Source organism: Chitinophaga sp. HK235, from assembly GCF_018255755.1.
Lineage (GTDB): Bacteria > Bacteroidota > Bacteroidia > Chitinophagales > Chitinophagaceae > Chitinophaga.
The window spans coordinates 8,006,136-8,018,747 of record NZ_CP073766.1; the positions used below are offsets into that span (position 1 = coordinate 8,006,136).

The window sequence follows — 12,612 nt, forward strand, 5'->3', positions numbered from 1 at the left end:
TTTACTATCTGTCTCTTCGTTGGTATAACAGGTCCATTTGCAGAATCTGCAAATTGTCCGACTGAAGAAATCCTACGGGGGCTATAAAATCAAAGCCAAGCGATTTTACAAAATGGTGCATTTCATCGAAGAGCGGTTCGCCGCTGTACATCGGTATGAAGGAGGTTTCAAACAGCAGGTAGTCTATTTGCTGCAGGGTAACGGTTGCGCCACGCAGTACTTCCTGTTCAAAGCCCTGTACGTCGAGTTTTAGCAGGGTGGGGCTTTTCAGTACAAGGTCCTGAAGGTGATCTAGCTGTGTTACCGGCACTGTCATTTTATGGGTGCGGGCTGTCTGGGGTTGCAGCTGTATCTGTTCAGGAGATACTTGTAATGCTGAGCTGGCGTGGGAGTATTCGTTGCTGTAAAATTCCAGGGCACCTTCGCTGCTGCCCAGTGCAAAATTGAAGGTACGGATAGCCGGTACCTTTCTGGTGTGTTGCTGTAGCTGCCGGTAGGTGGCCGGTACCGGTTCAAAGGAATAAACATGTGCCTGTGGATAGCGGTGTGCAATAGCCAGGGCAAACTGGCCTATATTGGCTCCCACGTCCAGTACGGTATGCAACGTTCGGATATAGTGACTGCAGTTATAAACGAGCTGTGTGGAGGCCACAGAAGCTCCTCCCTGCAGAAAAGCGCCGGGGCCTCTTCCCGACCGGATCATCACTCTGGCAGCATCTGCCATTTTAAACAGGATATTCATCTTCGGAAAATTTATGGTTCCAGCAATGGTGATAAAAGCGGATCGTTTCCGCGATGGTGGTTTTCCAGGAAAAAAGACTGGCCTGCCGGTATCCTTTTTGAATCAGCTGTTGCCGGAGTGGACCAGACTCCAGCTGGCGTATGCAGGCCGCAAATGTTTCTGCATGGGGCATTTCAGCCAGCAGACCGGCATCGCCTACTACTTCGGGGACAGAAGTCCGGTTACTGCCTACTACCGGGCAACCGGCTTTCATGGCTTCTCCCGGCGGAAAACCAAAACCTTCGTATATAGATGGGTACAACAAACAGAAAGCCTGATTATACAGATAATTGAGCTCCTGATTGCTGACAACGGGCAACAGCTGATACCGGCCGGGTATGCGTTGCTGTAAAAGCTGTATTTCCGGGCGGCTGGCAGAACCACCACCAACGGCTATCAGCCGGTATTCGCGGGGAAGCAGGGCAATAGTCGCTACAGCGGTCTGAAAGTTTTTGTAGTGGTTACGTCCTCCCACGTACAACACAAATGGTTTCTGTGTCAGCAGTGCCGGCAGTCCGGGTGGGTGAGCAGGCGTATGCGGAAAAAAATCATCGCTGATGCCATGATGGATCACCCTGATTTTCCCGGGATCTGTTTGCGGGTAAAAATGCAGCAGCTCCTGCCTTGTGCTGTCAGAGATACAGATGATACCATCTGCTTTGCGGATACCATAAGCTTTCTGCCGGATATTGACAAGGCTCCTGGGAAAGGCGCTGGACAATTTCCGCTCATGTGCAAAATCATGTACAGTGAGGATGTTCAGCACATTTTTTTGCGGAGATACTCGTAAATATCCTCCATGAAAAACAGCGCGGGCGGGCAACCGGTACCGGAGCGGCAGATAACGCAGCAGACCCGCTGGTAGCATACTTTCCCGAATGTTGGGCCAGCGCTGATAAGCCATCTGTTGTTCAAATACATTGTCCGGAGCCATGCCCGCATTCAGTAAATGAACGGAAAGCCCGCTATGGCATACACCTTTCAATAACTCGTACCAGTAGGCCGAAACACCTCCGGCCCGCTGAATCGTAAAAACAATATTGTCCAGGTATACTCTCATTTTTCCTCAGGTTAATAGTGGCTGATGTACCTGTTCTTTTTCTTCTTCCTCCTCCTCCGGTACGGCCTGACCTAACAGCGCCATGATCAGAAGAAACAGGTCTATCTGGCTGAAAAAAAAGCATACGGCTACATATACCAGATAATTACGTTGGAATAGTGGTATCTCTTTCTCGACCCGTGTCAGCAGCAGAAAGAAAAATATCAGCCCGAATATGCCAAATTCTGCCAGGATGTAAAACCAACGCATATTCAGGTTGTGACCACCCACACCATCCATGGAGTTCATATACCTTATCTGCCCCGAAAAATACTGGGAGGGGATAAAAGTACTGTTACCAGGGCCATAACCTGTCAATAGGAGATATGGATGGTCTTTCAGAAAATCCACCACCGGCAGCTCCATGTCCCGCTGAAGCGGAATGCCCAGCACCTGGTTGTCTTCCTGCCAGTATTGGGTATCATATCTGCTGACCGAACGTTCCAGTAGCATACGGGAAATAGCCTGGTCGCGGTTCTCCATATAATATTGTATTAAAAAGTCTTTGGCGCTGGCAATGAGCAGAAACATACCAATGATCAGACTCAGGCTGGCGAGTATCTTGAAGCGCACACGATAAAAGGGCTTCAGCAGTACAAATACGATAAGCGCAGTGAACAAATTGATCCAAAATGTCTGAGATGAAGTTTGTACCGCCATAAGAAAAACCCAGAACGCAGATTTGTATTCACGGTCACGCAGGAAAACAGGAAGGGTCAGTGAAATGAAGGCGCAGAAAACCTTAGGTTCACCAAACAGCGCTTGTATCCTTACGCCCATGAGGCCGTTGATGTCTTCCAGCATATATCTTTGTTGCAACCCGAGTAGTTCGCCCAACATGTTGTTCTTTAATACTACCTGTACAAACAGTTGTATAGCGCCCAGGGCGGAAGAAAACAAAGCAATTTTTTTCATGGTGGCCAGCAACTGTTCAAAAGAGATCGTGTCCCTTTCCTTTATGATCCTGGCGCCGATGGCCAGCAGCGGGATATAGTTTTTCATATAGAAATAGAGCGGCCGGATATAATAACTGGTGGCGTTACCCTGAATGCCGAAGGGATCTTCATATAACTGTGTCAGCATCATCACCAGTATCTGGGAGAAAAGCGGAAACACCAGTACGAACAGGTATTCCCGCCGGATAGACTGACGGCCGGATAATACCTGATAACACTGGTCGATGGTGAAAAAGAGGGAAATAAAAAAGGATGCATTGAAGGTAGGGCCAATAGTCATCATAGTATATGCCTCGCTAGCAAAGGCATACAACAACATCTCAACGATATTGATACGCTTCCGGTAATAGGCATTAAGCAGGAACATAGCAACCGCCAGGGGCATACTTTCCCTGAAAATTTCCACAAAAAGATAGTGGCTTCGAACGTCCATGTAGATGGGTTCCATTTTCTTATTTTTTCATTTCACTTTTTAAGCATTAACTGCTGATATAACCTGAATAATGCTGGATTGCTTTTAATCACTTTCCGGACGGTAGTATACAGGCGGCTGGGCGAAAACATCACTGATGCAGCGTAGTGGTCTGCTGCTTCATCCAGTATACGTTGTTCCGGATGAGTGATATCGGGCAGCTGGCCGTATACAATTTTTTTAAACCATCCCGGTTCCCGCATGGTATGGGTAGAGGCAGTGCCGTAACCGGTATTTCGTACCAGGCTCAGGTTGGGGGTGATGGTCCAGCCTTTGTTGAACCATACGGTCAGAAACCATTGTACGTCCCAGGTGTCGAGCTGTTGCCGCAGTATCGCTTTCATATCATGCTTCAGGGTAGTGCTTAAGCCTTCAGTAGAAAGACCCTGGTAACGTTCCAGGGTAAAGTCATACTGTTGCCATGCCCTTTGCCAGGAAGCCCATCCCCATATATGGGCAAAGCGGGAGTAATAGTAGGAGGCGTGCCCCCGGTGTTTACCAAACTGGAAGTTGCTGCCATTGATGTGCATCACGGCCGGATCATGGCGGTAACGCTGTAACATCGCAGTACAGAAAGAAAAAAAAGTAGGGTCCGGAAGGCAGTCATCTTCCAGGATGATACCTTCTTCCGCCTGTTCAAAGAACCAGGAGACAGCACTGCTGACAGCTTTTCCGCAGCCAAGATTGTAGTGGCGGAAGAGTGTCTTCACTTCGCAGGGCCAGTCGATGGCTGATAGCACGGCCTGCCGGGTTTCTTCACAGAAGAGCGCTTCTGCAGGCCGGTCGGGCCGTGGCCCGTCTGCCGCCACAAACAGTCGTGCCGGCCTTTGCCGACGCAGATGGGGCATCAGCTGCCGCACCTTGTCAGGCCGGTTGAATACCAATAGTAAAACCGGTGTGTTCATCATGACCATTCATTACCTTTTAACCGGTTGTTCCGGAAGAAATAAGTGTAATAGGTTTTGGCAAAAATGCTGTACCCCATTTCCCGCATGAAGCAGAGCAATTCGCTGTCGCCTTCCTTTTCCAGCTCAAATGGCTGTGATTCCACCAGCACATAGAAAGGCCGGTATTTATTCCAGTTGTTGGAGCGGAGTACTTCCAGGTCCATTCCTTCTGCATCGATGGTGATAAAATCGATGGAAGTGCCGGGGGCCAGGTAGTGGTCGAGTATATCGGCTAACGGGCGGGTTTCCACCTTTTTCCGTTCAATCACCTGGTAGCAGGATTCCTGGGTGTATTCCAGCACCTTTTCTGCAGAAAAGGTATTCAGCGCCGGTTCGTTAAAGATCGCGTAGGTAAGCTCCTGCGGAACACCGGAAACGCCCATCTCCAGATTGACGTCTTTAGGCCGGTATTTGTTGAACAATGCCTGCGTGCCGGGAAGCGGATCAATATTGATTCCCCGCCAGTTTCTTTTGTAAAACAGGTAAGTGTTGGAAAAACGGAAGGGGTGATGGGCGCCAATATCTACATAAACACCTTTTTTCTTTTTTTCGAAAATACGTTTGAGGATAAGGTCTTCCCCTTCCGAGCTGTAGGCCCTCACACTGTAGCGGATGCGCGGAAAGAGGGAGGAGACGATTTTTCTGGTAATATTTTTCACATTATTCATTGGGGATTGATTTATGTGAATTGGTAAACAAATAGCTGTTCCATGACTTGCGCAGGGCATGGCTGAAATCTGTTATATCAGCGTATATCCTGGCAGGGTATATCATTTCGCGGGTCAGTAACCACGCCTTTCCACTGCCGTCCAATGCCACCATCATGAGGTAGACTCCGAAATAGGCCACCACTGTGGCAATGGCAGCACCCTTACCGCCCATATGAGGTATCATCAGGAGGTTGATGGTGATGTTCAGGGCCAGGCTGACCATATTGCCATACAGATACAATTTGTATTTCCCTTCTACAAAAAGGTATTGTACCATCGCCATCATCAGGAATACCGGAATAACAGACCAGATATGGATCCGGAGGATGCCGGCTGCTGTGGCGTAGGCGGAGCCATACAGCAGGTGAATGAGCATTCCGGCCGACAGGCTGATCACCGCCGCCAGCAGAAGGCTGATCAGACAGGAGGCCCGCAGCCATCTGCCCAGTGTTTGCAGATAAGCCTGTTGATCTTCCTGTTTTTTCCGGAACAACATCGGAAGCATGGCCATAGACACTACAGTAGGGAGAGCGTTCCAGAGTTCTGAAATACGCACGGCCACTACATAATTGCCCAGTTCCTCCGGAGTGCTCAATATGTTTAGCAGTACATTATCAACCTTCATAAACAGTACTACCAGCAGGTTGGCCATGATGAGTACCCAGCTTTCGCCCAACAGCCGCCGGGCCATGCGGAAGTTCACCTGTTTGAGTGATAGTGACGTAAACTGCAGACTATACCGGCCCAGTATCCAGGCGTAGGTAACAGCCAGCTCCAGCAATGAGAGCCAGAGGAAAGTGAGCAGCGACGCGCCATAAAAAATAGCCAGGCATTTGAGGGCACAAAAGAGCAGGAATACCGTCACTTTGGGTACGATCACGGTCTTCAGACTGTTGTTTACCTGATAAAAGGCATCCATCACATCAAACGACTGAAACAGCATCGTAAAGGATGAAAAGATGATGCAGAGCAGATACACCGGGTCCGGGTCCAGCAGATGAACGAGGAAGATGCAGAGGAGCATGCATGCCAGGGCAGCCATCAGCCGCATAAAAGCAATAGTACTCACAATACGGGCCTGCTCTGTTTCACTGGCCATCAGTTCCTTTATGGCCAGCTTGTCCATCCCCAATATGGCGATACTGCCCATGATAGCGCTGAAGGCAATGGTATAATTCCATATGCCGAATATGCGGGGTCCCAGGTGCCTGGCCAACAGGGCCAGCACCAGTATGCCCGGAAAGAGCTTGCTGATTTTATCCATCAGCAGCCAGCTGCTATTTTCAAATACTTTACGCAATTCTTTTCGCTGTTTTTTTGAAAATGGAGGTCCAGCTACCCTTACGGCGTTTCTTCTCGTTGTAGGCATATTTGCCGTAATAGTAGTAAGGGTAGAAGGTGTCCTGAACAATACCATTAAAAACGATCCCTTTCTTCTTGAAAATATTCTCTTTAATGTTTTCTTCCACCGCTATCAGCTTCACTTTCTGGGTGTAGTTGTAACGGATGGCAAACAGTGTACAGTCTACATATTGTGCAATGCTCTTGGCATCCGAAACAATACCTACCGGTGAAGTATCGATGATGATATAGTCGAACCTGTTTTTGAGTTCTGCGAGCAAAGCGGCCATACGCGGGCTTTCTATCAGCTCTATCGGGTTAGGTGGGATAGGGCCGGAAGAAACAAGGAACAGGTTGTTTGCGTCGGGCACCGACCGGATGATATCTTCCATTGATTTGTTGCCCACGAGATAATTGGTGATGCCGGTTTCATGGTCCAGCCCCAGGAAGTGGGACAGTTTGGGTTTGCGCAGGTCCATTTCCAGGATGACCACCTTCTTATTGTTCACTGTCAGTGAATTGGCCAGATGTGCCGACAGAAATGTTTTGCCTTCTCCGGAAATGCTGGAAGTAACCATCACAGTGGCAGTACCTTTATGATCTGCCAGCAGGAAGCGCAGGTTGGTGCGGAGGTTAAAAATCTGTTCGGTGAGCACTGAGTGGCTACTGAGGGAGAAGTCGCGTATTCCTTCTGTTTGCTGGAAGATCTCAGCACTGACAGGCAGATTGAATATCTGCTCGATTTCTTTCCGGCTGATTATCCGCGGATTGAGGAAATATTTGATGTATACATATGTGCTCACGGCAATCAGTGTTAGTACCACGACAACGATGTACACTGTTGACCTTTTGGGGTAAACCGGTTTCTCCGGTACAAAGGCCGGTGAGATTACTTTGTTGTCGATTACATTGCTGGCGTTGGTGACGGCGGTTTCTTCCTTTTTCTTCAGCAGATAGAGGTAAAGGTTTTCCTTCACGCTTTGTTGTCTTTTGATATTAATATATTCCCGGGCGTAGGAGGGAATATTGGCGATCTGGTCCTGTATGCTGTTTACTTTTTTCTGTGTGGCCTGCTGTGCTACATCGGCATTGCGGCGGTACCCGCTGATATAGCTGCGGATAGTGTTTCTGGCTGCCTTCACCTGAGCGTCCAGGTTTTCCATCAGGAAGCTGGATGGTTGCAGGGAGAGGGTCAGTTTGCGCTGTGCCTGGAGTGCTTCTTCGTAGCGGTTGATCATACCGGTAAGGGTCTGGTCTACTGTGCCGGTCACCGGGGCAAAGGGAGCTTGATTTTCGGGGTTGTTGATATATCGTTCCACTTCGTCCATCACCGACAATTGCAGATTGGCTTCACTGAGTTTGATATCTGCATCTTTTACCTGTTCCAGGGCCAGTTTGGAGCTGGCGTCAATATCGGTGATACCACGTTCCACCTTAAACCGTTCTTCCTCTTGTTCCAGCAGGCTGAGTTCATCTTTCAGGGAGTCCAGCCGGGTATTGAGGAAGTTGATGGTTTTAACGCCGGCTTTGTTTTTATCGCTGAGGGTATATTCATTGTATTCGTCCAGCAGGGCGTTGAGAAAATCCGCGCTTCGCCGGGCAACAGGGTCCTTATAGGTAATCATGATCACGGTGGCGTCCCGGTTTACCAGGGCGGTGGTGATATTGGCTACTGACTTATAGGACATTTCTATTGTGGAGTCCACCCGGATGTGGTAGGGCGTTGATGAAGCAAGCGGGATGCGTTTGTTGGTAACCAGGGCGAAGATGTCTTTTCCTGCTTTAAAGGGTCTGTTGGGCGCCACGAGGAAATGTACCGCTTGTTTGGCTTTGCCGATATATGCTGTAACATAGTAGTGTTGGTGGTAGGGGGTTATATCAAAGGTGTAGTTACCGGTGCGTGAACTGTCACTCAGTACTTTGATCATGATGGGGGCCTGGGGGTACCATTCCTTGTTCTGCAGATGCTGTTTTGTGAAATACCGGACATTAAAATGATTGCTGCTGATGACCCTTTGGAGCAGGATGGGAGAATGCAGCAGCTCCATTTCGTTTTCCATGTTTTTACCGCTGCCAAGCAGGGAGAGCGACTTGAGGATATCTGTTTCCTCTCCGCCATTTTTCTTTTCGTCCTTCAGATACAGACGTGCCGAGGACATGTAGGAGGCTGGTATATACCGGATAAAAGCAGATCCTGCACCTAAGGCCAACAGGATGGCCAGCAGGTATAAAGGCCAGTGAAAAAGCATTTTTCTGAGCAGGTCGCTGATGTCGAGAGCAGCCGGTTTGTTGTGTATTACTTTGAGCTTTGCCATGGTGTTTTATTTACTGAGTAATACAATGGTGGTGGCCAGTGAAATAACGCTGAGTATGACCGGTAGTAAAGGTAGAATGCGCGAGTTGCCAAGCTCCTTACCCGGGCCGGGTTTGATATATATCACATCGTTATTGGCCAGATAATAATAAGGTGATCTCAATGTTTTGCTGCTGTTGAGGTCCAGCGTGGTGTAATACTTCACGCCATCTATTTCACGGATGACCATTACATCTTTCCGGACAGCGCTGGGGTTCATGTCTCCGGCCATGCTGAGGGCATCCAGGATGGAGGCTCTTTCAGCGCCGATCCTGAAGGACCCGGGGTGGGCTACATCTCCCAGTACCGAGACCTTGAAGTTGACCATGCGGGTAGAGACATACACGTTTCTGAGTGTTTTGGACAGTTCAGCGGTCACCTCTTCATTAATGGCCGTGGTGGTTTTATCCCTGACATACAGTTTTCCGGCGATGGGAAGACTGATATAGCCGGTGCTGTCTACCAGATATCCCTGGTCTATGCCTGTTCCCGAGGAGTTCGGAGGACTGACGAGATTCGGGTTGAAGAGTTGGCTGACATCCCTGTCCGGCGTACTGACATTGATCTGCAATACGTCTCCCGGCTGGACCCTCAGTTGAGGGCATTTTTCAAGGGAATCAGTGCCGGTTTTGGCGGCAATGTCGTTGAAATAAGTAATTTTCCTGCTGCCGGTGCATCCTGCCAGATAAACGGACAGGACCAGCAGGATAATTCGGAATGACTGCATACACCTGATACTTTTAAATGATAACTACTGATTCAATTGTGACTTATATACAAGAGCCAGCCAGTGCTTTTCACTGTGGCATAAATATCTTTTTCAGGATGCCAGGACACTTTTCCGGGAAAGGGTGGCTTGTCTGATTTTGTCCTGGGCGGGCTGTTCAAAATAATAGAAAACGGCTATGCTCAGCAGGAATACTGTACTCACAAACAGGATCATTGCCCATGGAGAGAGCAGCAGATGCCTATCAAGATTAAATTGTTGCATGAGCAGCACCGTGGCAATCTGCATGGGGAAATGCAACAGATAGATCGCATAGCTGCAGTTGCCCAGTAAAGCCCAGCGACGGTGTAGCTGTCCTCTGACGGTTTCCAGTAATACCAATGAAAGGATAGTACAGGGGGCTACGGTAACCCTGAACAGGAGGTTCCTGACCACCTCGTAGGTGTCAACGGATTTCTCCGGGCTGATGTTGGGAAGGAACCGGGTGATTCCGTAGCTCCATATCTGCTGGGGGATAGGTTGATAGTAGGATATGATGGTAAGTGTCCAGATGATAATGGTTAGGAATCCTATTATTTTAAAATATTGTCTGGCTTTGTTTTTTTTCAGGATATAGGAGTAGGTATAGTACAGAAGAGAACCCAGGAAAAAGGAAAAGACTCCTTTTCCGATCAATAGTCCAAAGTGTTGCATTAAAGCGCCTGCGGGAATCATGAGCAGCAGGAGCATTTTGTTGGTGTGCCATTTCAGTTTACAGATGAGGAAGAAGAGCAGGTACAGGAATATCTCCACTGATACGGACCAGGTAGGCGCATTGAACGAGGGGCCTACTTCAACGCCCCAGTTTTGTATAAAGAGTAAGTTGAGGAAAAAGTGATAGGTGTCGTTGTATTGGATAAAAAAATAGTGTCCCATTCGCAGGTACATGATCGACTGCAATATAGCCACGGCTATCAGTGTTACCAGGTGAAGCGGATACAGCCTCGATATGCGGTAGATGGAAAACTTTTTAAAACTGATTTTAGTGTTGGCGATAGCATTTGAATATAACCAGAAGAAGATAAAACCCGATAGCTGGAAGAAGATATCTACTGAAAGCATACCATGTGTATAAAACAGGGATAGGTAGGAGTAGAACGGAAGTTGGGGATTCAGTTCTCCGTCGGGTACAAATGCGTCACCGGGATAGAAGAATACCTGCCAGTGAAATAATACTACAATGATAGCAGCAATGCCCCTGAAAGCATCCAGACTGTGGAAATAAGATGGGATAGTAGGGGGGCGGGTTTCCATCATAAAAATATGATTAGAGGTAAAAACAATAGTGGTTTCCAATTGTCAGGAAGTTAGCAAGAATTTGGATGTGATGATGAGCTGTTGTATAGTTGAATGGAATAATCAGTATTAAGAAGGATGAACAAAATGAATAAGCAGTGTGTGCCGTAAAGAAAGATGCAGGTATCGGGATAATGATACCTGCATCCATATTATTTATATTTTTTCGGGGATCAAATACTGGTCAGGATGCCACTACGCTTTTCCTGGGAACGGCAGTTTGTCTGATCTTGTCCTGGGCCGGCCGTTCAAAATAGTAGTAAACAGCGAGGCTCATTAGACTCAGCACACTCAGAAAAAGAAGCATTACCCACGGAGAATGAAGCAGGTTCCGGTCGAGATGGAATTGGTGCAGGATCAGTACTGCAGCAATTTGTAAGGGGAAATGCAATAGATAAAACGCATAACTGCAGTTGCCAACTACCCCCCACCAGCGGTGAAACTGTCCTCTGACAGTTTCCAGTAGTAAAACAGAGAGGATAGTACAGGGAGCTACCGTAACCCTGAATAGGAAATTTCTGACAATTTCGTATTGGGCAGCGGATTGGTCAGGGCTGATGTGAGGACGGAGCGATCCGTTAACGTAGTTCCATATCCGTTCCTGGATAGGGTAAAGGTGAGATGTAATTACCGGTATCCAAAGTATAATAGTTAGTGTTCCTAATATTTTAAGATATTTTTTGTTTTCGTTTTGTTGCAGGATATAGGTGAATATATAGTATAAAAAGCCACCGAGGAAAAATGAAAAAACTCCTTTCCCGATCAGCAGGCCGAGGTGTTGTAAAGCCGCACCTGCGAGCATTAGTAGTAACAGAAGGGATTTATTGGTATGCCATTTAAATCTGCAAATGAGGAAGAAAAGGATGTACATGAGTATTTCCACAGATGTAGACCAGGAAGGCGCATTCCAGGAAGTGCCTGCCTCGACACCCCAGTTCTGTATAAAGAGCAGATGGAGAAAAAAGTGGTAGGCGTCGTTGTATTGAATGACAAAATAGTGTCCCATACGTTGTAGCATGAGTAGCTGTAAAACCACTACTGAAACCAGTGCAACCAGATGAAGCGGATAGAGCCTTGATAAACGGTAGATGGCGAACTTTTTAAAATCAGTTTTCCCGCCTGCGATTTGGGTTGAATATAACCAGAAGAAAATAAAGCCGGAAAGCTGGAAGAAAATATCTATAGATAACGAACTATAGGTGTAAAAGAAGGATAGATAGGAATATAAGGGTAACGCGGTGTCTTTCTCTCCACCAGGGACAAATACGTCATCAGGGTAGAAAAACTTTTGCCAATGAAACAATACAACAGCAATAGCCGCAATACACCTGAGGATATTGAGACTGTGAAAATAGTGCGGGACAGTGGAGGGACGGACTTCCATCATGAAATAGGATTGTGAGGTTACGCATTATAGGCTGATATCCGGAAGTTAGCAAGAATTTGGATGTGATAACGAGCGTTATTTAACTGAATAGAATGGTCAATATTTTTAAGAGTGAATAAAATGAATAAGCCACGTGTGCCATAAAGAAAAGAATGCTTATATTAGAATAATGATACCTGTGGACGTATTGAACATTTTTGAATCCCAATATGCGAGCATGAAATACAGGATTGACTTCAGAGGCCCCCAGGAGGCGATACTCTATACCGCTGTTTGCAGCTCCATACCGGAAGTTGAAATATTACTTCAGCAAGTATTGCAATACGACTGGGCCGACGAACACGGCGATTATACGATGACCTTATACGATCTGTCATCGGAGTATGAACAGGTTGTTCATGTATATCGTTTTAAAATGGAACCTCCCTATACACAGGATGCTTTTGCAGCCCACCATGCAGCGCAGTGTGGTACCTCCCGATAAAAGCCCTGGCTGTTATTGTT

General features: G+C 47.4%; 11 protein-coding genes. 1 reads left to right on the top strand and 10 read right to left on the bottom strand.

From position 1 onward, the window contains the following. Positions 1-4 precede the first annotated feature (4 nt). From KD145_RS30915 to KD145_RS30960, 10 genes are all read right to left on the bottom strand, one after another. Positions 5-742 (bottom strand): FkbM family methyltransferase, encoded by a 738-nt coding sequence (locus KD145_RS30915; RefSeq protein WP_212003647.1) that lies wholly within the window; start codon positions 740-742, stop codon positions 5-7. Continuing rightward, positions 726-1,841, bottom strand: a complete 1,116-nt coding sequence (locus KD145_RS30920; RefSeq protein ID WP_212003648.1) for a glycosyltransferase family 1 protein — start codon at positions 1,839-1,841, stop codon at positions 726-728. The genes KD145_RS30915 and KD145_RS30920 overlap by 17 nt, the downstream gene beginning before the upstream one ends. A gap of 6 nt (positions 1,842-1,847) precedes the next feature. Beyond that, the gene (locus tag KD145_RS30925) at positions 1,848-3,284 is read right to left on the bottom strand and encodes a hypothetical protein (protein WP_212003649.1); all 1,437 of its coding nucleotides are present in this window, start codon (positions 3,282-3,284) and stop codon (positions 1,848-1,850) included. Between the two features lie 17 nt (positions 3,285-3,301). Next, positions 3,302-4,216 (bottom strand): glycosyltransferase family 2 protein, encoded by a 915-nt coding sequence (locus KD145_RS30930; protein ID WP_212003650.1) that lies wholly within the window; start codon positions 4,214-4,216, stop codon positions 3,302-3,304. Continuing rightward, positions 4,213-4,923: an FkbM family methyltransferase gene (locus KD145_RS30935; protein WP_212003651.1), complete on the bottom strand. Its 711-nt coding sequence runs from the start codon at positions 4,921-4,923 to the stop codon at positions 4,213-4,215. Before KD145_RS30935 ends, KD145_RS30930 begins: the two co-directional genes overlap by 4 nt. Continuing rightward, positions 4,916-6,265 carry a flippase gene (locus tag KD145_RS30940; protein WP_212003652.1) on the bottom strand — a complete coding sequence of 450 codons (1,350 nt, stop codon included), beginning with the start codon at positions 6,263-6,265 and terminating at the stop codon, positions 4,916-4,918. The genes KD145_RS30935 and KD145_RS30940 overlap by 8 nt, the downstream gene beginning before the upstream one ends. Next, positions 6,258-8,621 (bottom strand): polysaccharide biosynthesis tyrosine autokinase, encoded by a 2,364-nt coding sequence (locus KD145_RS30945; RefSeq protein WP_212003653.1) that lies wholly within the window; start codon positions 8,619-8,621, stop codon positions 6,258-6,260. The genes KD145_RS30940 and KD145_RS30945 overlap by 8 nt, the downstream gene beginning before the upstream one ends. Positions 8,622-8,627: 6 nt before the next feature. After that, positions 8,628-9,386, bottom strand: coding sequence for a polysaccharide biosynthesis/export family protein (locus KD145_RS30950; RefSeq protein ID WP_212003654.1), 759 nt, complete (start codon positions 9,384-9,386; stop codon positions 8,628-8,630). Positions 9,387-9,479: 93 nt separating this feature from the next. Further along, the gene (locus KD145_RS30955) at positions 9,480-10,682 is read right to left on the bottom strand and encodes an acyltransferase (RefSeq protein ID WP_212003655.1); all 1,203 of its coding nucleotides are present in this window, start codon (positions 10,680-10,682) and stop codon (positions 9,480-9,482) included. Positions 10,683-10,905: 223 nt separating this feature from the next. Further along, positions 10,906-12,108, bottom strand: a complete 1,203-nt coding sequence (locus tag KD145_RS30960) for an acyltransferase (RefSeq protein WP_212003656.1) — start codon at positions 12,106-12,108, stop codon at positions 10,906-10,908. Between the two features lie 217 nt (positions 12,109-12,325). Between KD145_RS30960 and KD145_RS30965 the strand changes: the two genes are divergently transcribed. Further along, the gene (locus KD145_RS30965; protein ID WP_212003657.1) at positions 12,326-12,592 is read left to right on the top strand and encodes a hypothetical protein; all 267 of its coding nucleotides are present in this window, start codon (positions 12,326-12,328) and stop codon (positions 12,590-12,592) included. Positions 12,593-12,612 lie beyond the last annotated feature (20 nt).

Coding starts and splice junctions, on each gene's coding strand:
- KD145_RS30945 (WP_212003653.1), bottom strand. CDS start 8,621: ATGGCAAAGCTCAAAGTAATACACAACAAACCGGCTGCTCTCGACATC.
- KD145_RS30960 (WP_212003656.1), bottom strand. CDS start 12,108: ATGATGGAAGTCCGTCCCTCCACTGTCCCGCACTATTTTCACAGTCTC.
- KD145_RS30955 (WP_212003655.1), bottom strand. CDS start 10,682: ATGATGGAAACCCGCCCCCCTACTATCCCATCTTATTTCCACAGTCTG.
- KD145_RS30935 (WP_212003651.1), bottom strand. CDS start 4,923: ATGAATAATGTGAAAAATATTACCAGAAAAATCGTCTCCTCCCTCTTT.
- KD145_RS30925 (WP_212003649.1), bottom strand. CDS start 3,284: ATGGAACCCATCTACATGGACGTTCGAAGCCACTATCTTTTTGTGGAA.
- KD145_RS30930 (WP_212003650.1), bottom strand. CDS start 4,216: ATGATGAACACACCGGTTTTACTATTGGTATTCAACCGGCCTGACAAG.
- KD145_RS30965 (WP_212003657.1), top strand. CDS start 12,326: ATGAAATACAGGATTGACTTCAGAGGCCCCCAGGAGGCGATACTCTAT.
- KD145_RS30915 (WP_212003647.1), bottom strand. CDS start 742: ATGAATATCCTGTTTAAAATGGCAGATGCTGCCAGAGTGATGATCCGG.
- KD145_RS30950 (WP_212003654.1), bottom strand. CDS start 9,386: ATGCAGTCATTCCGAATTATCCTGCTGGTCCTGTCCGTTTATCTGGCA.
- KD145_RS30920 (WP_212003648.1), bottom strand. CDS start 1,841: ATGAGAGTATACCTGGACAATATTGTTTTTACGATTCAGCGGGCCGGA.